General features: G+C 61.1%; 15 protein-coding genes. 3 read left to right on the forward strand and 12 right to left on the reverse strand.

From position 1 onward, the window contains the following. The first annotated feature begins 2 nt into the window (after nt 1-2). Nucleotides 3-2249, forward strand: a complete 2247-nt coding sequence (locus BC363_RS08980; RefSeq protein WP_065782104.1) for a glycoside hydrolase family 2 TIM barrel-domain containing protein — start codon at nt 3-5, stop codon at nt 2247-2249. Between the two features lie 9 nt (nt 2250-2258). Beyond that, the gene (ugpC, locus tag BC363_RS08985) at nt 2259-3347 is read left to right on the forward strand and encodes a sn-glycerol-3-phosphate ABC transporter ATP-binding protein UgpC (protein ID WP_065782103.1); all 1089 of its coding nucleotides are present in this window, start codon (nt 2259-2261) and stop codon (nt 3345-3347) included. 128 nt (nt 3348-3475) lie between these two features. Here ugpC (BC363_RS08985) and ugpC (BC363_RS08990) read toward each other — a convergent pair whose 3' ends face one another. From ugpC (BC363_RS08990) to BC363_RS09045, 12 genes are all read right to left on the reverse strand, one after another. Continuing rightward, on the reverse strand, nt 3476-4522 hold the full coding sequence (gene ugpC / locus BC363_RS08990) for a sn-glycerol-3-phosphate ABC transporter ATP-binding protein UgpC (RefSeq protein WP_065782102.1): 1047 nt from the start codon (nt 4520-4522) through the stop codon (nt 3476-3478). Between the two features lie 22 nt (nt 4523-4544). Next, nucleotides 4545-6266, reverse strand: a complete 1722-nt coding sequence (locus BC363_RS08995; RefSeq protein WP_065782101.1) for a beta-fructofuranosidase — start codon at nt 6264-6266, stop codon at nt 4545-4547. A 3-nt stretch (nt 6267-6269) separates the two neighbouring features. Then, the gene (locus BC363_RS09000; protein WP_065782099.1) at nt 6270-7163 is read right to left on the reverse strand and encodes a carbohydrate ABC transporter permease; all 894 of its coding nucleotides are present in this window, start codon (nt 7161-7163) and stop codon (nt 6270-6272) included. Beyond that, nucleotides 7156-8091 carry a sugar ABC transporter permease gene (locus BC363_RS09005; RefSeq protein ID WP_065782096.1) on the reverse strand — a complete coding sequence of 312 codons (936 nt, stop codon included), beginning with the start codon at nt 8089-8091 and terminating at the stop codon, nt 7156-7158. Before BC363_RS09005 ends, BC363_RS09000 begins: the two co-directional genes overlap by 8 nt. Nucleotides 8092-8187: 96 nt before the next feature. Then, nucleotides 8188-9480, reverse strand: coding sequence for a sugar ABC transporter substrate-binding protein (locus tag BC363_RS09010; protein ID WP_065782146.1), 1293 nt, complete (start codon nt 9478-9480; stop codon nt 8188-8190). Nucleotides 9481-9522: 42 nt separating this feature from the next. Then, the gene (locus tag BC363_RS09015; RefSeq protein WP_065782095.1) at nt 9523-10527 is read right to left on the reverse strand and encodes a LacI family DNA-binding transcriptional regulator; all 1005 of its coding nucleotides are present in this window, start codon (nt 10525-10527) and stop codon (nt 9523-9525) included. Nucleotides 10528-10755: 228 nt separating this feature from the next. Further along, nucleotides 10756-12126, reverse strand: coding sequence for an alpha-glucosidase/alpha-galactosidase (locus tag BC363_RS09020; RefSeq protein WP_065782093.1), 1371 nt, complete (start codon nt 12124-12126; stop codon nt 10756-10758). A gap of 17 nt (nt 12127-12143) precedes the next feature. Then, on the reverse strand, nt 12144-13814 hold the full coding sequence (locus BC363_RS09025) for an ABC transporter ATP-binding protein (protein WP_065782091.1): 1671 nt from the start codon (nt 13812-13814) through the stop codon (nt 12144-12146). Between the two features lie 10 nt (nt 13815-13824). Next, nucleotides 13825-14946: an ABC transporter permease gene (locus BC363_RS09030; RefSeq protein WP_065782089.1), complete on the reverse strand. Its 1122-nt coding sequence runs from the start codon at nt 14944-14946 to the stop codon at nt 13825-13827. Then, nucleotides 14943-15956 (reverse strand): ABC transporter permease, encoded by a 1014-nt coding sequence (locus BC363_RS09035; RefSeq protein WP_065782087.1) that lies wholly within the window; start codon nt 15954-15956, stop codon nt 14943-14945. The genes BC363_RS09030 and BC363_RS09035 overlap by 4 nt, the downstream gene beginning before the upstream one ends. Before the next feature lie 77 nt (nt 15957-16033). Then, nucleotides 16034-18121, reverse strand: a complete 2088-nt coding sequence (locus tag BC363_RS09040) for an ABC transporter substrate-binding protein (RefSeq protein ID WP_065782085.1) — start codon at nt 18119-18121, stop codon at nt 16034-16036. Between the two features lie 143 nt (nt 18122-18264). Further along, a complete protein-coding gene (locus BC363_RS09045; protein WP_065782083.1) occupies nt 18265-19737 on the reverse strand; it encodes an alpha-glucosidase/alpha-galactosidase in 1473 nt (490 codons plus the stop codon). Nucleotides 19738-19928: 191 nt separating this feature from the next. On the opposite strand from BC363_RS09045, the gene BC363_RS09050 reads away from it, so the two are divergent. After that, nucleotides 19929-20858: an AraC family transcriptional regulator gene (locus BC363_RS09050; protein WP_065782081.1), complete on the forward strand. Its 930-nt coding sequence runs from the start codon at nt 19929-19931 to the stop codon at nt 20856-20858. Nucleotides 20859-20866: the final 8 nt, after the last annotated feature.

Below are 20866 nucleotides of genomic sequence, written 5' to 3' on the forward strand. Positions count from 1 at the left end.
CAATGCGTATTACTGAAAACTTCAATGGCAACTGGGTCTTCCGCGACGGCTTCCAGGCGGCGCATGTCCATGCGCTTCAGCCGGGCGAAACCGTGCGCCTACCGCACAGCGCGGTCGAACTGCCCTACAACTACTTCGACGAGACCGATTACCAGAAGCCGTTTACCTATCAGAAGCGGTTCGACTGGCGCCCGGAATTCGAGGGCCGCGAAGTCTCGCTCGTCTTTGATGCCGCCATGGCCGACAGCGTCGTCTATCTGAACGGTAAGGAGATCATCGCGCACAAGGACGGCTATACGCCCTTCGAGGCGCGATTGACGCCGCATCTTACGCGCGGCGAAAACCTGATCACGGTGAAGATCGACGGTTCGGAAAACCCCGAGATCCCGCCCTTTGGCGGCCAGATCGATTATCTCTGCTATGCCGGCATCTACCGCGACGTCTGGCTGAAAGTGGCAAGCCCGGTCTCGATTGCCAACGTCAAGATCGAGACGCCGGACGCGCTCGCTGAGAAGAAGTCCGTCGTCGCCCGCGTCTTCCTCGCCAATCCGCAAGGGCAAGCCTTCTCCGGCACACTCGCTGCCAAGATCCGCCGCAAGGGTGGCGGCGACGTTGCGGCTTCCTCGATCAAGGTCGATGGCAACGAAGTGGCGCTCACCTTCCCCGATCTCACCGATATCGAACTCTGGGATATCGACAATCCGGTGCTCTACGCCCTGTCGCTCAAACTTGAGACCGAACACGGTGAAGACGTGCTGACGCAGCGCTTCGGCTTCCGCACGGCACTTTTCACGCCGGAGGGTTTCCAGCTCAATGGCAGGCCGCTGAAACTGCGCGGGTTGAACCGCCACCAGGCCTTTCCCCACACGGGCTATGCCATGGGTCGGCGCGCGCAGGAAAAAGACGCCGACATCCTGAAATATGAACTCGCCTGCAATGTCGTTCGCACATCGCACTATCCGCAGTCGAAGTGGTTCATCGAGCGCTGCGACGAGATCGGCCTGCTCGTCTTCGAGGAAATCCCCGGTTGGCAGCATATCGGCGGCGAAGCCTGGCAGAAGGAATCGATCGAGAATGTGCGCCGCATGATCGAGCGGGACTGGAACCATCCCTCGATCATCATCTGGGGCGTTCGCATCAACGAAAGCCAGGACAATCACGCCTTCTACACCGAAACGAACCGTCTTGCCCGCGAGCTTGATCCCACCCGTCAGACCGGCGGCGTGCGCTTCATCACCAATTCGGAACTACTGGAAGACGTTTATACGATGAACGACTTCATACTCGGCAACGAGGAGTTGCCGGGCAACAACCGTGGACGCGTGGTGCTGCGCGATCGGGTGGAAACGACGGGCATCAGCCGGCCGATCCCGTATATGATCACCGAATATAACGGTCACATGTATCCCACGAAACGCTTCGACCAGGAGCAGCGTCAGGCCGAGCATGTGACCCGCCATCTCTTGATCCTCAACGCCGTTGCCGGCGACCAGGACATTTCCGGCTCCACCGGCTGGTGCATGTTCGACTACAACACCCACAAGGACTTCGGCGCCGGCGACCGCATCTGCTATCACGGTGTGCTCGACATGTACCGGATCCCGAAACTGGCCGCCTATGCCTATGCCTCGCAAGGAGACCCCAGGGACAATGTCGTGCTTCAGCCGGTGACCTTCTGGGCACGCGGCGAGCGCAACATCGGCGGCGTGCTGCCGCTGATCGTGCTGACGAACTGCGACTATGTCGAAGTGAAGTTCGGCGAATGGCCGGCAAAACGGATCTATCCGGACAGAGAGAATTACCCGCACCTACCGCATCCGCCCGTCGTCCTCGACCTGCGCAGCGTGACGCCGGAAGAATTCGGCACCTGGGGCCGGGTGTGGCGCGAAGGTACCATTACCGGCTACGTCGACGGCGAGCCCGTCAAGACGCTGACCCTGCCGGCTGACCCGGTGCCGGCGACGCTGGAAGTCATCGCCGACGACTTGGAGCTTCGCGCTTCGGAGAAGGATGCCGTGCGGGTGGTCGTGCGCGCGCTTGATCAATGCGGCAACCTGTTGCCCTATTTCGAGGAGCCCGTCATTCTTTCGCTCGCCGGTCCGGGCCGGATCATCGGTCCCTCCGAACACACACTGAAGGGCGGAGCGACCGGCTTCTGGATCGAGGCCGGTGAGGCCACGGGCAAACTCGAACTGACCGTGAAGAGCCGGCGCTTCGACACCCAGTCCCTCACCTTCACCGTCAGCTGAGTAACCGCCATGGCCGAAGTCCGTCTCACCGACATTCGCAAGCGCTTCGGCGCGCTCGAAATCATCAAGGGTGTCGATCTGTCGATCGAGGCCGGAGAGTTCGTCGTCTTCGTTGGCCCATCGGGCTGCGGAAAGTCGACGCTGCTGCGCATGATCGCCGGGCTGGAGGACATCTCTTCCGGCGAGCTCACCATCGGCGGCGCGGTAATGAACGATGTCGATCCCTCCAAGCGCGGCATCGCCATGGTGTTTCAGTCCTACGCGCTCTATCCGCACATGACGGTGCGCGAGAACATGGGCTTCGCGCTTAAATTCGCCGGCATGGCGAGGGAGGAAATCGATAGCCGGGTCAACGACGCGGCGCGCATCCTTGAGCTTGAACCGCTCCTCGATCGCAAGCCGAAGGCGCTCTCTGGCGGTCAGCGGCAACGCGTCGCGATCGGCCGCGCCATCGTGCGCAACCCTCTCGTCTTCCTGTTCGACGAGCCATTGTCGAACCTGGACGCCGAACTGCGCGTGCATATGCGCGTCGAAATCGCCAAGCTGCACAAGGAACTGAAATCGACCGTCATCTACGTTACGCATGATCAGGTGGAGGCAATGACACTCGCCGACAAGATCGTCGTCCTGCGGTCGGGTGTTGTCGAACAGGTCGGCGCGCCACTCGAGCTTTACGACGACCCGGCAAACACCTTTGTTGCCGGTTTTATCGGCTCACCGCGGATGAACTTTCTTAAAGGCCGCGTCGCCACCGTCGCGGACGGCCATGTGACCGTGGCACTGACGAGCCAGCCCGAAGTTGCGCTGACCCTTCCCATTGCATCGACGTCGGTCACCACGGGTGACGCAGTCACCCTCGGAATTCGGCCCGAACATTTTCTTGCCCAGGAAAAAGGTGATGCGGAACTCGCCGTCGAGGTCGATGTTGCAGAGCACCTCGGCAATACGAGCTATGTCTATGCTCATGTCTCCGACAGCGAGCGGATCATCATCGAACACGCTGATGTCCGCAAAATCGCAAGTCGCGAGACCTTGGCCATCGGCATCGCTGCATCGCGGTCATTCCTGTTCGATGATGATGGTAATCGTATCAGGTAACGGAATTGGGCGCGCTTCGCGCGAGCCGCCAATCTCCGGTCTAGCCAATGAGAAGCGACGCCTGCGCGCAATGTGGCGCGTTGCGCGCAGGCTGTCGTCAAAATCCGCAATGGACGAAATCCATTGTTTCAGTTCAATCGCGCCCCTTGCGCCGAGAAGAGGTGGATCTTCGCCAGATCAGGGGCGATCGCCACCGGCTGCCCGGGGCGAACATCGACACGGTCGCGGATGACCAATGTCGTATCTAAAGCGCCAAGCTTGACCACCAGGTGCGTCTCGGCGCCGGTGGGCTCCACCACGCCGACGGTCACTGGAATGCCGCTCTCGGCGATGGCCAGATGCTCGGGGCGGATGCCATAGGTGCGCGCAGCACCGCCGGAGTAGCCGGGCGGCAGCGGAAGCGCCTTGCCGTCATCGGTGACGAACCGCCCATCCACGATCGAGCCGTTGAAAAGGTTCATGGCGGGCGAGCCGATGAACGTGGCGACAAAGGTGTTTACGGGCCGGTCATAGAGGTCCAGCGGCCGGCCAATCTGCTCGACCACGCCGCCACGCATGACGACGATCCGGTCTGCCATTGTCATCGCTTCGATCTGATCATGCGTGACGTAGACCGTCGTTGTCTTCAGCCTTTGGTGCAGATCCTTGATTTCGGCACGCATGGTCACCCGTAGCTTGGCATCGAGGTTCGACAGCGGTTCGTCGAACAGAAACACCTGGGGATGACGGACAATCGCACGGCCCATCGCCACGCGTTGGCGCTGACCGCCGGAAAGCTGCCTGGGCAGGCGGTCGAGCAACGGTCCGAGTGCCAGGATATCGGCCGCCTCCTTTACGCGGTTTTGGATCGCGGCCTTGTCCTGGCCCTTCAGCTTCAGCGCGAATCCCATGTTCTCGGCCACGGTCATATGCGGATAGAGCGCGTAACTTTGAAAAACCATGGCGATATCGCGCTCCTTGGGCGCGATATCGTTGACGACGCGGCCGCCGATGCGGATCTCGCCGCCGCTGATGTCTTCGAGACCGGCAAGCATGCGCAACAATGTCGACTTGCCGCATCCCGAGGGGCCGACAAGTGTGACGAACTCGCCATCGTCGATGTCGATGGAGACATCGTGAATGACAGGAACGGCGCCATATTGCTTTCTAACCTGTTCGATGGTGACAGATGCCATGGTTATTCCTCCCCTTGCGCAATCAGAGTTCGAGTTGCCAGATCGTGGCGGCGGCAATGTTGCCCGCCGGCGCTGACAGGCGTGCCGAGCGCACGCCGGTGAAGCCTGGCAACCGTTTCGTCCCCGTCCAGCGGCCGTTGTCTGCGAAGACCTCAATGGAGCCGACATCGAGGAAGATACGCAGCGTCGACGGCTTCGCACCGACGGCGATGTAGCGCGGCGTCTCCTTGCCGTTCGGCGGGTCGTAGTGGATGACCAGGCCCTCCGGGCCGAGCTGCACGCCGAGGCCGACGGCCGGATGATCAAGCTCGAGATGAAACGCCGCACCCGGCGCCGCGAGTTCGATGATGATCTCGACCGCCCCGTTACCGAGGCTGACAGGCTCCTGCCCCTTGAGTTTGCTGTCATCGATCAGGTCCCGGCGCAGCGTCGCGACTGTTTCGACCGGGGGCGTCAGCAGTGCGCCCTGCTGCAGCAGCAGCTGGCGAGGCAGCGTCATTGCCGTTGGAAAGTCGATCTTTTTTGAGACCTCGGTCCAGTTTGCAAGCCAGGCGATGCCGACCGGCCCGGATCGATCCACGAATGCCTGGAAAGCATAGGCGTCGGTTGCGAAATCCAGCTCCTGCTCGAACTCCTTGACGAACGTGCGGCCATCGAAGCGGCCGACAGTTGCAGCCGTGATGTTCCGGCGCCCCGATTTCGGGTCGCGGCTTGTCAGCAACCCGAAGATGAGAGCCCAGCGCGTTTCCGGATCCTCGGCCGGCCCGTCAAGCGGCACGATGCAAGGGCACTCTGCCGCCGTCATCCCGAACCGGTCCTCCCGGTGCAGAATGCCGATGAAGGTCCAGTCTGAGGCGCCGTCCGGATCGCCGCTTTCATAGAGCAAAACGACGCCGCCGGCCCGGTCGCGGCTGCCGATCAGCATCTGCCAACGACCGTCCGGGCCCTTGAAGACATAGGGATCGCGGAAGTCGAGCGTCAAGTCGAGACCAGCCGGTCGCTCAGGAAGAATGATCTCTTCGGCGCCAGCCGTGATCTGGTCCCGCGACACGGCCGTCAATTGGATCTGCTCCTCGGGCTCCCGATCCTTGACCTGCTCGGTGAAGAAGACCCGGATACCGGGTTCGCTCGGCGATAGCGGAATTGCCGAGCCCGAAAATGCCCCGCCGCGACCATCGGCGCGCACCGAAAGGTCCGCCGAGGGAAACAGGAAGATCGGCAGGTGTCGCCAATGAACGTAGTCGTCAGATACCGTATGGCCCCAATGCATGGTGTTCCAGCGCAGGCTGTGCGGATAGTGCTGGTAGAAGAGATGGACATGATCGCCGAAGCGGCCAAACCCGTTGGGATCGTTCATCCACCCGAAGGGCGGGCGGAAATGGTAACCGCCGGTGACTGTCGGTGCCGCATTTTCCCGACTGCTGTGCAGGATCTGGACGCCTTTGCTGAGGACATCCTGCTGCTGAAAGGCATAGGCAACGGAGACTGCCGTTGTGGTCGGGTCATAGGCGAGGACGGTTCGACCGCCCTCCTCCAGCTGCAGGCTGCGCTGCTCGAACTCGTCAGCGTTGGAAACCACCAGGCGGCTGATTTCGCGGTTGGCCACGGATGCCGAGATCTCGGCCGGTGCTCCTGTCCGTGTCGCCTTCAGCCAGATGTGGATCGTGGTCGCATCCGCAAGGACGGCGCTGATCGTCTCGATTTCTCCGGCTTGAGCGGGAGCTGTATTTGCATGCGTTGTCATTGATCAACCTTTCACGGCCGAGCCAACGAAGGAACTGACGAACCAGCGCTGGAAGGCAAGATAGAGGGCGAGGATCGGCAGCATCATCAAGACCGATGCAGCCATGGCGCGATCCCAATAGATGCTGTCCTGACCGAAGAACGTGGCGATTGCGACGGCGATCGGCCGTGCGTAATCGGTCTGGGTGACGAGGATCGGCCAGAGATACTGGTTCCAGCTCTCGATCCCCATCAGGATCGAAACGGTGGCAAGTGCCGGGAGGCTGAGCGGCAGGAAAATCGACCGGTAGATGCGGAAGATCGATGCGCCGTCGATCTGCGCCGCTTCGAAGAGCTCCTTCGGAAGCTGCGCGAAGAACTGGTAGAAGAGGAAGATATAGAGCGGGCTGGCGATCCAGGGCACGATCTGTACCGCGAATGTATCAGCCATGCCGGCGCGCGACACCATGATGACGAGCGGCATGATGATGCTTTCCTGTGGGATCACGTAGAGAGCAATAACCAGCGACAGGATCAGCGCGCGCCCACGCACGGAGCCCCAGGCAAGAACGAAGCCTGCCATGGAATTGACGATCAGGCCCGAACCGACCGTCAGCGCGAGGATGATCAGCGAGTTCAGCAGATAGCGCCCGAAGGCGAGCTCGCCGGAGAAATTGCCGACCTCCGCGAAATTGGCGAGTGTCGGATCGGACACCCAGAACGCCCTGAAGCTCCCCATGTCGGCCAGGATCTGAAAACGATCGTCCTTCAGGCTGGCGATCAGCAGCATGAACAAGGGCGACACGATGACGAGCGCGATCACAAGGATGCAGGCCGTCTGGACGATGCGCAGCGAACCGACAGCCGAGCGGGTGCGCGTCATCTGCGCCTGCGGTGTGGAGATTGCGATATCAGACATCGAAACGCCTCAGAAGTTGACGCTGAAGCAGCGCGATAACGAGAACGATGAGAAAGAGAATGACCGATACGGCCGAGGCATAACCGAGCTTCTGCTCTTCGAAGCCGGACCGGACCATGTAATGGACCACCGTCTCCGTGCTGCTCTTCGGGCCGCCCTGGGTCAGGATGGCAACCTGCGTATAGAGCTTGAACGCCTGGATTGTCGTAATGACCAGCACGAAGACATGGGTCGGCCGCAAGCCCGGCATTGTCACATGCCAGAAGCGCTGCAGCGCGTTCGCGCCATCGATCCTTGCTGCGTCGTAGAGTTCGTCCGGTATGGATTGGAGACCGGCGAGATAGACGATCATCTGGAAGCCATAGGCCTGCCAGGCCGATAGCAGCACGATCGAGAACATCGCCCAGTTGGGGTCACCGAGCCAGTCGATTGGTTCAATTGTTCCGCCCGACAGAAAGCCGATCACCTGGTTGAAGGGTCCGGTTGGGTACTGAAACAGCGTTCCCCAGATGACGCAGACGACGACCATCGACGTGATCGCAGGCAGGAAGAACAGCCCGCGAAAGAGATTTCGGAACGGCATCTTCTGGTGCAGCAGCAGCGCGGTGGCAAATGCCAGGCCGCATTGCACCGGCAGGATCCAGAAGGTGAAGCGCGAGACGTTCCAGAGCGATGTCCAGAACAGATCATCTCTAAAGATACGCAGGAAGTTGCCGAAGCCGACAAAGCGGATAGGGGTTGGCCGCGGCACCAGCGGCTGGTTGGTCATCGCCGTCCAGAACGACAGTAGGAACGGGACGATCAGGAAAATCGTCAGCAGCGCCACCGCCGGCGCAAGCATGCCGATCTCCTGAAACAGCCGGCTCTTGTCCCGCCGCCAGGCGGGACGCGCTGCAACCGCCGGCTCGGCTGATTGTTGCAATGTCATACTCTCCTCCTCGTCACATCAATATGCGGGGCCGGTGACGGGCCCGATGGCGGCAGATCCTTTGCGGCCCCGTCATCGTGGCCCGTCTCCGGTTGTTTATTGCTGCTCGTCGAAGGGCGGGTAGCCGTCGTTTTCCTCGATGTCCTCATCGATCTTGGCTGCGGCCGCGGACAACGCTGCCTTGGCGTCGCCGCCATTGAAGATCTCATCCACCGCCTGCATGAAGGCAGACGTGATGACGGGATAGGCAGGGTGCGGGGGGCGCGCGACCGCGGTCTTGGACGCCTGTTCGAACGCGACGGCGAGCGGACCGCCGGTGTCGTACAAGGGCGATGCCGCCGCGAAGCTCTTAAGACCCGGATAGCCGGAATCGGCCGTCGCATAATCGCGATAAAGCTTGTCCTTCAGCATGAAGCTGACGAACTTGCCGGCGATATCCGGATGCTCGGAGGCCGTTGTGATGCCCCAGATCCAGGTACCGTTGGGGCTTGCGCCCTTCGGTCCGAACTTCGGCAGCGGCATGACGACGATGTCGTCCTTCATCGAAGCGGCTGCTTCCGCATAGAACCAATGGCCGCCGAGCGCGAGCGCGGCCGGATGGCCTTCGGCGAAGAACTGGTTGGTGCCCGAGGATTGTGGCACGACCCAGCCGTTTTTGACCCAGGTCTGCATCATCGTCAGGGCTTTGACGCACGCGTCGCTGTCGAGGGTGCCGGTCGATTTCCAGGTCGTGCGATCGATCAGGTCGCAGCCTGCCGACTGCAGGATCGGGCCGTAGGCGTAGGTGATCCATTCGGTCTTGATGCCGTAGCCGCGAAACGTGTCGATCGGCCACTTGACGCCATCGACCTTGGCGAGTTTTTCGAGATAACCTTCAAATTCTTCTTGCGTCCAGGCATCATCCACCGCCTTCGGGATGCGGGCGCCGATCGCTTCCAGATACTTCCTGTTGCCGTAGAGCACGACCGAGGAATCGGTCAGGCCGATCGCATAGAGATCCTTGTCGATCGGATAGGTGCCCTGGGCGATGTTCGATGCGGTCATGTCATCGAGCACATCCTGATCGACCAGAGGCTTGATCGGCTGCAGATAACCGGACCAGACATAGTTGGCGAGGAAAGGTGCATCGAGCTCCATGACGTCAGGCAGTTGCTTGGACATGACCGCGGCGCTGAATTTTTCATTGTAGGCATCGTGCGGCGCGTAGATCAGCTCGACATCCACATCCGGATTGGCCGCCTCGAAACGTTTGGCGACCTCGCCATAGGTCGAAACCCAGCCCGGATCGCCTTGGTGCATGACATGCAGGACGGTTTTCGCCTCGGCGCTCACGCCCGTAGCCGCAAGGGCCACCGACGCCATCAACATTGAAAGTAAACGTTTACCCATCATTGTCACTCCTCCTCCACAGGGTTTGGTCTTTCAGTATGATCAGACGGATGAGCGCTCCACCAACTGGAACGCGAGTTTGCGCACCTCGCCGGGGGCGGCATTTTCTGCAAGCAGAATGTCTGCCGCCAGGCGGCCCATGGCACGGTGCGGCAGGGCCATGGTCGTCAACGGTGGATCGAGCCTGGAAGCAATGTCCACCTGATTGTCGAAGCTTGCGACGGCAACGTCATCCGGAATCTGCGCGCCGACCCGTCGCAGCGCTGCGTAGACTTCCATCGCGACACGGTCGTTACCGCAAAGGATAGCATCCGGACGCTCCGGGCCATCCATCAGCGCGGTTACATGTGAAAGGACAAGGCTATGGGCCCGGTCGCTGTAGATCGCCCGCCGGACCGCCGGCAGCACGCGGGCACGACCTGCGTCAAGCCCTGCTTCCTCAAGCGCACGCCGGAACCCGGCTTCACGCAACTCTCCCGCCAAAAGCCCCGGCAGGTTGATGAAGGCAATATTCCGGCGGCCAGCCTCGATCAGATAGCTGGTGATCTCGTGGGCCGCGCCGATCTCGTCCGGCACCAGCGACGTCACCTTGTCATTGGCCTCGCGGCAATTGATCATCACGCCGACCGTCTCTGCGAACTCCGCCGGCAGCGATACCGTCTTGTGATACATCGCCGCGTAGGCAATTGCGCGTGGGCGGAAGCGGCGCACTTCCTCAAGCACGGAGGCCACATCGCGACCGCCGCCGAGCGTCATGGCAAAGACCGCCATGTCGGCGGCGCGGGCGGCACCATCCAGTCCACGGATGATCTCGGTGGCAAACGGCGAGGTGATCAGGTCGTCGGCGACGACGCCAATCAGCGGCATCCACCCCTGCCGCATGCCACGCGCGGCGAGGTTGGTGACGTAACCCAGCTCCTCGGCGATCTCCTTGATGCGCAGTCGCGTTTGTTCCGACATCCGCGCCGAACCGCCGTGCAACGCACCCGAAACGGTCTTGATGGATACGCCGGCGCGTTCCGCAATGTCGCTCAACGAAGTTGTCACGGGCAGCCTTTGGGTTAACGGTTACCCATCTCTACCCAATCAGTATCCTCGAGTCAATCCTCGGCGTTGAACGACCTGCGGCAAGGCTCGTGAAAAGACAATCATCCCCCCCTGTCCCGGCAAGACATGTCCGCACATTTCTTTTCGGCACGGCAGGTAAACGAACAAAGGAAAACCCCGAAACTGGGAGGTTCCGGGGTTTCCTCGCCGCGCGACCGGGAGAAAAAGCTACGCGGCGTGAACTTTCTTGGCACTTCGCGCCCATTCCGGGATCCAGTTGCCGTGCGCGGCGAGCAGGTCGTCGGTAAGGGACCAGATCTGGTCGAGATCGAGCTCAGCGGCGGTGTGGGGATCCATCATCGCTGCATGATAGAGGTGCTCGCGGTTCTCGGTCATCATGGCGGCGACCGTCAGTTCCTGCACGTTGATATTGGTGCGGATCAGTGCGGTGAGCTGCGGCGGGAGATCGCCGATAAAGGTTGGCTGTATGCCGTTCTCGTCGACGAGGCACGGCACTTCCGCCGCGCAATTGTCGGGCAGAGAGGTGATGCAGCCATTGTTGCGCAGGTTGCCATAGATGACCGAGGGCTCGCCCGTCCAGACGGAATTCATGATCGAGGAGGCATATTCCTTCGATGGCTTGACCTCGATCTTGTCGGCAGATCGATAGGCGGCCGCCTGCCCCTTCCACCGCTCGACCTGCTCGATGCAGCGCTTGGGATATTCGTCGAGCGGGATGCCGAATTTCTCGATCAGATCGTCGCGGCCTTCCTTGATGAAGTAGGGCGTATATTCGGCGAAGTGTTCCGAGCTTTCGGTGACGAAATACCCGAGCCGGGTCATCATCTCATACCGCACCTTGTTCGGGCAGCGCGGGTTCCAGCCGGGCTTGGGCGCGCGACCCTCGCGGTAGGCGCGCAGAAGATCGGGGTAGAGGTTGCGGTAGGATCCATCCGGCTGGCGGTGCTCGAACTTGAGGAAGAACGCCATGTGATTGATGCCGGCCGAGCGGTAGCGGATCTCCTCGTAAGGGATGTTCAGATCCTCGGCGAGCTCCATCGCCGTGCCCTGAACCGAGTGGCAGAGACCGACCTGCTTGATATGAGGGTACTTCTCGGCGATTGCCCAGGTGTTGATCGCCATCGGGTTGACGTATTGAAGCAGGATCGCCTCGGGGCAGACCTCGGTCATATCGGCGCAGATGCTCCACAGATGCGGCACCGTGCGCAGGCCGCGCATGATGCCGCCAACGCCAAGCGTGTCGGCGATCGTCTGACGCAGGCCGTACTTCTTCGGCACCTCGAAATCCGTGACCGTGCACGGCTCGTAGCCGCCGATCTGGAACGCGACGACAACGAAATCGGCGCCGTCGAGAGCCTTGCGCTGGTTGGCGTGCAGCTCGATGGTCGCTTTGACGCCGAGCGTCGAGATCAGCTTACGGACGACGACCTCGCTTTCCTCAAGTCGCTGCGGATTGATGTCCATCAGCGCGATGCGTGCGCCCGACAGGGCCGGACGCTGCAGCACGTCGCCGATGATGTTCTTCATGAACACGGTCGATCCGGCGCCGATGAAGGTGATCTTGGGTTGTCTCGTCATGAAATGCCTCTTTTTTGCTAGGCAGCCACTTCGAACGCGGCTCTGACGAGCCGTTCCGTGTAGGCGGTCTTGGGATGGGAAAGAACGTCTTCGACCGGCCCCTCTTCAACGATCTTGCCGTGCTGCATCACCACCACCCGGTGGCAAAGTGCGCGCACGACCTTCAGATCGTGGGAGATGAAGAGATAGCTCAGTCCCTTCTCGTCCTGCAGCTTGCGCAGCAGTTCGATGATCTGTGCCTGAACCGAGAGATCGAGCGCCGAGGTCGGTTCGTCGAGCAAGATGAACTCGGGCTCCAACGCGATCGCCCGGGCGATCGCGATACGCTGGCGCTGGCCGCCTGAAAACTCGTGCGGGAACCGCGACAGGATATTGTTCGGCAGGCCGGCACTGTTCAACGCGTCGCGGACCCGCTCCAGCCGCTCGCTGCGGGTGGCGCCGAGCCTGTTGACGATCAGCCCTTCCTCGATGATCTGGCCGACCGACATGCGCGGATTGAGCGAGGAGAACGGATCCTGAAAGACGATCTGCATGCGCGAGCGCAACGGCCGCATTTCGTCGCGGCTCTTGTTCTGGATCGGCTCGCCGTCGAACAGGATCTCGCCGCCTTCGGCTCTCAGCAGCTTGACCAGAGCCTGACCGAACGTCGTCTTGCCCGAGCCGGATTCGCCAACGAGGCCCAATGTCTCGTGCCGGTGGAGCTTCAGGCTCAGGCTGTCGACCGCGACCAGCTCCTTGAGCTGCGGCTTGAAGAAACCGCCCGCCCGCAACATGAAGGAAACACGGACCGAGCGGCCTTCCAGAATGGCAGCCGAATCCGGCGGCATCGGGTTGGCGATGCCCTTCGGCTCGGAATTGAGCAGATGGCGGGTGTAGGGGTGCTGCGGGTTTTCAAACAGCGCCGCGGTGGTGTTGTGCTCTTTAACCTCGCCGTTCTGCATGACGTAGACGTAGTCGGAGAACTGCCTGACGACGGTCAGGTCATGCGTGATCAGGATCACCGCCATGCCGAGCGTCTTCTGCAGATCGCGGATGAGGTTGAGGATCTGCGCCTGGACGGTGACGTCGAGTGCCGTCGTCGGCTCGTCGGCAATCAAGACATCGGGATTGTTGGCGAGCGCCATGGCGATCATGATGCGCTGCCGCTGGCCACCCGACAGCTGGTGCGGGTACTGGTTGAGGCGCGCTTCCGGATCGGGGATCTGGACCTGGCGCAAAAGCTCCAGCGTCCGCTCAATTGCCTGCTTGCGGCTCAGTTTCTGATGCACCCGGATTGCCTCGATGATCTGGGCGCCGATGGTGTAGACCGGATTGAGCGAGCTCATCGGCTCCTGGAAGATCATCGAGATGCGGTTTCCACGCAGCGCCCGGCGCTGACGATCGGAAAGCTTCAGGACATTCCTGCCGTCATAATCGATGCTCGAACGCTCCGACACGCTTGCGCGCTTGGTGAGCAAGCCCATGACGGTGCGGGCCGTGACCGATTTTCCCGAACCGGATTCGCCGACCACCGCGATCGTTTCGCCGCGATAGAGCTGGAAGGAGACATCCTTCACGGCATCGACCAGGCCGCCCTCGACCTTGAACTTTACCGCGACATGACGTGCGTCGATGATCGGGGAGCCGATGGCGGCGGCGTGATCGTGCCGCTGTTCGGGGGCAAGCAAGTTCAAATCCATAAGTGCCATTTGCGCCTCCTCAATAGGGGTCGACGGCGTCGCGCAGGCCATCGCCCAGCGCGTTGAACGCAAAGACGGTGATCAGCACGAAGGCGACGGGCGACAGGATCCAGGGATAGGACCCGATGACGGAATAGGTGGCGGTGTCCTGGAGCATCAGCCCCCAGGACATCAGCGGCGGCTTGACCGCGAAACCGAGGAAGCCGAGGAACGATTCCAGGAGGACCACGTTCGGGATCGCCAGTGTGACGGCAACGATCACGTGGCTCATGACGTTGGGAAAGATGTGCTGGAAGATGATGCGGCGATCGGTGGCGCCGATCGCCATGGCCGCCCGCACATAATCTATTCTGGCGAGCGCCAGCGTCTTGCCCCGCACCTCGCGCGACATCTGCGCCCAGCCGAGTGCCGACATGACGAAGATGACGAAGGCAAGGAAGACGTTGGTCGGTGCCGTCACGGGGATCAGCGACGTCAGCGCCAGGTAGAGCGGCAATTGCGGGAAGGCCAGCACCAGCTCGACGAAGCGCTGCATCCAGACATCGAAGCGTCCGCCGAAGTAACCCGACACCATGCCGATCGTGGTGCCGACGACGGTGACGATGAAAACCACCGTCAATGCGATCATCAGGGAGACGCGCGAGCCGTGGAAGATGCGCGACAGCACATCGCGGCCGAACTTGTCGGTGCCGAGGAAGTTCACCGGCGTGCCATCGACGGCGCCGAAGAAATGCCGGTCGGTTGGCACGAGGCCGAAGAGCCGGTAGCTGAAGCCCTTGACGAAGAAGCCGAGGTCCTTCGGATTGGCATAATCCGGCCCGACGATCGGCTGGAAGGTGATCGGATCGAGCTCGGTGCCCTCGCCGACTTGATAAGTGCGCGGCCAGACGAGCTTGCCGTCCTGGTCGGTGATGCTGATCATCTGCGGCGGCGCGAAGGCAACGCCGGTGAGCTTCGGATCGACGGGGGAGAAAAACTCCGCAAAGATGGTCATGACCAACAGGAGGCAGACGAGAATGAGGCCGGCCATGCCGGTCCAGGAGCGCTTGAGGCGGCGCCAGACGAGCGCCAGATAGGTTTCGTTGCCGTGATGAGGCGCCGGAGCGGGAGCGGCGATGATGTCTTGAACGTCGGCCTTCATGCGTGTGCACCTCCGCCAAGACGCACCCGCGGGTCGAGCATTGCCAGGAGCAGGTCTGCTATGATGTTGCCGATAATGAGCGTTGCCGACAACACCAGCATGAAGGTGGCGGTGACATAGACGTCGCCGACCCACATGGAGCCCACGATCGCCGGCCCGACGGTCGGCAGGGCGAAGATGATCGCCGTCTCGATTTCGCCAGTCAGCATGTAGGGCAGAACGACACCCTGATACATGACCAGCGGGTGCAGCGCATTCGGCACGGCATGGCGCATGATGACGGCACCCTCCGAAAGCCCTTTGGCACGGGCGGTCTCGACATATTGGGCGTTGAGCGTATCGAGCAGATTACCCCGCATCACGCGCATGTTGTAGGCGAGGCCGCCGAAGGTGGCGATGGCGATCACCGGCCAGACATGCGTCAGGAGGTCGACGAACTTGTCCCAGGACCAGGGCGCGCCGCCGTAGCGGGCGGAATGGAAACTGTTGATCTCGGTCACGTTGAAATGGAAGACCAGGACATAGACGATGATCAGTGCCATCAGGAAACGTGGCACCGTCATGCCCAGAAAGGAAATGCCCGACAGCAGGCTGTCGATCCAGGAATATTGCCGCGTGGCAGCCAGGATGCCGAAGGTGATGCCGATGATCGATGCGAGGATGTGGCACACGAGCGCCAGAGCCAGCGTGCGCGGCAGCCGTTCGCCGACCACATCCGCCACCGGCTTGTTGTAGAACAGGCTATGGCCGAAGTCGCCGCGCGTCAGGATGCCCGTGATCCAATTGACGTACTGCACCGGCATCGGTTTATCGAGGCCGTTGGCGATCTTGTAGGCCTGGGCCTGGGCGTCGGCTTCCTCAAAGGAGGCGCCGCCCTGGTTGATCAGTTGCGAACGGATATAGTCGCTGTAGTCGCCCGGCGGCGCCTGAATGATCGCAAACGTGACGACGCTCAGCACGAAGAGTACGGGTATGGCGGATGCGATGCGCACAAGCAGAAATCGGAACATGGCTGTTAGCTTCTCTTGTGTGTTTAAGGGATCGTTCCGGCCACGATCGGCTGCGGCCGGAACGAACTCTGTGAGGGTCAGTTGATGGGGCCGCCTTCACCCGGCTTGCCCGGCAACTGCTCGTGGAACAATTCATAGTCCCCCTGCTTGTCGGCAGCGACGAAGACCCTTTCCCGGATGATCGTGTCCTCCGCCCAGTTGAACATGAAGATCGGGGCGCCGCTCGGAATGTTGGAGAAGCGCTTGTTGATGACCAGAGCGCCCGGATACTCCGTCAGGCCGACCGTATCGACATTGCTCGTCGACACCTTCTGATACTGCTTCATCAGGTCTGCCCGCTCGTCATTGTCATTGCTGGCGATGAACTTGTTGACGATATCGACGAGTTCTTTTTCGAACGGCATCAGATCAAGCGCGCCGCTCTCCGGCACGCGGTGATGCCAGCTGGTGCGCGGGCCGGTGGCCGCAAGCTGGGGCGTGTTCTGCACGACGGAGGACAATTCGGCTCCGTTGCGATGAACCATCCAGTCGAACCGGCCGGCATAGTTGGTTGCGTCTCGCTGCTTGCCGTCCAGCGAGTTCAGGACGATGCGAAGCCCGAGCTTTTCCATTTGCCCGACCACGCCTTCGGCGAGGTTCTTGTCGGTATTGTAGTCGGAGGTCACGAGTAGCACGATCTCGACATCCTTGCCGCCCAGCTTGTCGGCGGGGTAGTTGACGAAGCCGTTGCCGTCCGTGTCCTTCAAGCCGGCCTTTTCGAGCAGTGCCTTGGCGCCTTCGAGATCAAAGGGATAGTAGACCGTCGACTGGCGATCGTAAAAGCTGGTGCCGGACGACAGCCCGCCGGGATAGATCGCGGTGAAAGGCCCTTTGACGAGTGACTCCCCAAGCTTCTTGCGGTCGATCGCCATTGTCACGGCCTTGCGGAAATCCGCGTTGCGATTGAGTTCGCGCACGGCCTTGGCGCGTTCATCCGGATCACCCCAACCGTTACCGGAAAAGTTCATGTGAAGATTGTAGCCGATCAGGCGAGCGCCGAAGGCAAGGCGTGCGGGTGCCGTCTCCGATGCCGCGCGCTTCAACGATTCGACGAAGTTTTCCGGCTGCTCGAGGTTGGAGAAGTCGCCTGACCCGGCGATCGCCTGCACATCCCGGTCGGCCCAGGTCGACAGCTTGTAGTGCATCTCGTTGATGTAGGGCAGCTGGTTGCCCGCCTCGTCGACCTTCCAGTAGTAGGGATTACGACGCAGCACGATGATGTCGTCGGAGCGATACTCGACCGGCACCCACGCGCCCATGACCGGCGTGTTCATGTATTCCGGCGGAAAGCCGTTCTTGTATTGGTCGTAGGTCATATCCTTGTTGTATTTCGGGTGCTTGGTCTTGAGGATATGCGCCGGCCCCGGGCAGAAGGTGCCATAGGCCATGGAATAGAGATGCTGGCGCGGGAACGCCTCCTTGAAGGTCCATTCGACGGTGTTGGCGTCGATGGCCCTCAGCGTCGTGCCCTCCCCGAAGGTTTCCGGCGTCGCTCCATTGAGCGGGGAGACGTTCGGATCGACGACGTTGTCCTCCCAGTAGAACATCACGTCTTCCGACGAAAACGGAACGCCGTCCGACCATTTGGCGCCCTCGATCAGATGCATGGTCAGCTTGTGCCCGTCCGGCGACCACTCCCAGCTTTTCGCTAGGTTCGGCAAGGGTTCCATATCCTTCGCCTCGACCTGAAAAAGCGGCGCGGTGCGGGTCAGGCATTCGAACATTTCGATATCGATGCCGCCCCAGCCTTGCGTCTGCCCGGCCGAATAGTTCCAGCCTTCCGGACGCCCGCCGACGACGTGGCGCATCGTGTCGCCATAGACGCCAATACCGTCAGCCATGTTCCCCGTCTTGAAGACCAGTGGTTCCTTTGGCAGGCGCTCGGCCACCGGCGGCAGCTTGCCGGTTTTCACGAATTTCTCCGTGACCCATTCTGGCTCGCGATATTCCGGCAGCGCCTTGTATTCAAGGATGGAATCGCGTGGCACATAGGTGATCTTGCCCTGTGCAGGGAATGGCGGTTGTTCGGGCACAACAGTTGGCTCCGAGGCCCAGGCCTGCAGGGCAAAGCCCGATACGCCGAGCATCAAGGCCGCTCGCAGTCTAAGATAGCGCATTGCGTTCATCGTTTCTCTCTCCCTCATGCTTCACGCCGGTCCGAAGCGGCACGGCTTGCTCCTCAAGCATTTCCTTCATCCGAAGACGCGCATGGGATCCGCGGGGGGGGGCTCTCCCATGGTGCCGCATCCCCTGCCCTCGCCTCGGCCGGTCAGCCGGCCGCGCGTAATTTCGTCGCGTCCTTCTCGGCGCGCAATTCCTCGATCGATCGGATTTCGCGGCGCGCAACACCCTTCCACTCGCGGGTCTTGACCGTTGCCTTGCTCAGACGCTCTCTGGCTGCGGGCACGGCGTCAGCGTATTGTGGAAGCCACTGCGCCTGGGCGACGACCATCTCGTCGACCATCTGCCAAACCTCTTCGGGCGTGCAGACGGCCCCGACCAGGGGATCGTGCAGGACTGCAAGCTTCAGAAGGTCGATATCGCCGGAGATAGCCGCATGGACCGACATACGCTGGACGTTGATCGATGAAATGCAGGTGGCCGCACAAGCCTCGGGAAGCGTGATGCCCGCGACCATGTTGATGCCGAAGCGGTCGACGAAACCTGGCGATTCAATGATCGCATCCGATGGCAGGTTGGTGATCACGCCGTTGTTCTTCACATTGAAGTGGCCGCGGTAGACGCGCCCGGTCTCGAGCGCCTCGAGGATATGGCTGGCGTGCTCGTTGGAGCGGCGGGTCGGGTCGATCGGCTTGGCGGCGGCTTCGAGGAACTGTGGGAACTCGGTCTCAAACCAGTTGCGGGTTTCGGTCGAGTGACGCAGATAACCGCCGGTCTCACCATGGATCCAATCCGACATGTCGATCCAGCGGGCCACTTCTTCGGGCCGTTTGCGGTACCAGGGCAGGTACTCCGACAGGTGGCCGTTGCTCTCGGTCGAATAGACGCCGAACCGCTTGAGCACATCGATGCGCAGCTTTTCTTGGGCGGAGAAGACCGGGTGCGCCTCGAAGGCTGCAACCAGTTCGTCCTTGCCGATCTTGCGACCGCGAAGCCTGACGTCGACGAACCAGGTCTGGTGATTGATGCCCGAGCAGATGAAGTCGAGATCGCCCTCCTTGGCGCCAAGGATCTCGGCGATCTGCTCGCCGCCGTGTTGGACGCCATGGCAAAGGCCGATCGTGTCGACCTTGCCGTACTCGATCGCCGCCCAGGTGTTCATCGCCATCGGGTTGGCATAGTTAAGGAATTTCGCGCCCGGTTCGGCCAGTTCGCGGATATCCCTGCAGAAATCCAGGATCACCGGAATGTTGCGCTGCCCATAGAGAATGCCGCCGGCGCAGATCGTATCGCCGACGCACTGGTCAACGCCGTATTTCAGCGGGATCTGGATATCGTCGGCATAGGCGCTGAGCCCGCCGACCCGCACGCAGCTGATGATGTAGCGCGCGCCTGCGATTGCCTCGCGGCGGTCAGTCGTTGCCGTCACCTTAGTCGGCAAGTTGTTCGCCTCGATAACTTTGTCGAGGATCGATTTGATCATGTCGAGATTGTGCGCGCTCAAGTCAGTGAGCGCGAATTCGACGTCGTGGAACTCCGGAACGCAAAGAATATCGGTAAAGAGCTTCTTGGTGAAACCGACGCTGCCGGCGCCAATGATGGCAATCTTGAAGTTGCTCATGCTGTCCTTGTCGCTGTTCGTTCGGCCGCGTGAAGGGGAGTGGGTAAAATTGGTGCGCCGAGAAGGTTGCACTGAAGTGCATTTTCCCTCACAGATTTCTTCTCCCTGATCGTTCAGAACCGGCCATCTTGCGTTGCTGAAAGGTATTATGCGTATAATGCCTGGCGTCACCAGAGAGGTATTGTGCTTTCATGGGTAATTCTGTGCTGAAACGCTTGATCGAGAATGGCCCCGCCATGAAGACTGTCTCGCTACCGCGCGGACGCCAAAGCCTGCACACGATGCCGACCAGTACGGGCTATGAGATCCGCACGGATGCAAGTTACGATTGGGATGGACGCAAGCGTGGCCAGACGCCGTTTACCGTGCTGCAGCATACGATCTCGGGTGCTGGGAACCTGCGCTACGAATCGCGCAACCACCGTGTGCGCGAGGGCGAGACGCTGCTCCTTCTCGTGCCGCACAACCATCGCTATTGGCTCGAACAGAACGGTCGATGGGAGTTCTTCTGGATCTCCATGAACGGCGAAGAGGCGCTGCGCATCCACAAGGCCATTCTTTCGACAACCGGTCCCATCCTGAACTTGAAGCCCGAGACCATCGAGCACCTGGCAGACTGCAGCCTGCGGCTCATTTCAGGCGGCGGCGAAGCGCCGGGCAGCGCGTCGGCCATCGCCTATGAAGCGGCGATGGCGCTCTATGACGACGTCTTCGGCGCACATCCCATATTCAGCCAGGAATACCGGACAATGCAGCATGTCATCCAGCACATCATGGCAAACCTCGAGCATCCGCTTCCCGTCGAGAAGCTGGCCGAAGTCTCGGGGCTCAGCCGAGCCCATTTTTCGCGCGTCTTTGCCGCCAGCGAAGGCATGCCGCCCGCGGAGTTCGTGCTGCGCAAGAGATTACAGCGAGCAACGAAGCTCCTGACAAAGGCGGCGCATCTCTCGGTCAAGGAGGTGTCGATCATGTCCGGCTTCGAAGACCCGAACTATTTCGCCAAAGTGTTCCGACGCTATTTTGGCGCAAGTCCCACGGAGTTCCGCACGACGGGCATGTATTCGAGTGTCGCTGCCAAGAACCAGGAAGCGGCAAACCTCGCTCGTGCGGAAAATGAATAGCTGCGGTT

Source organism: Ensifer sp. LC384, from assembly GCF_001695865.1.
Taxonomy (GTDB): Bacteria; Pseudomonadota; Alphaproteobacteria; order Rhizobiales; family Rhizobiaceae; genus Ensifer.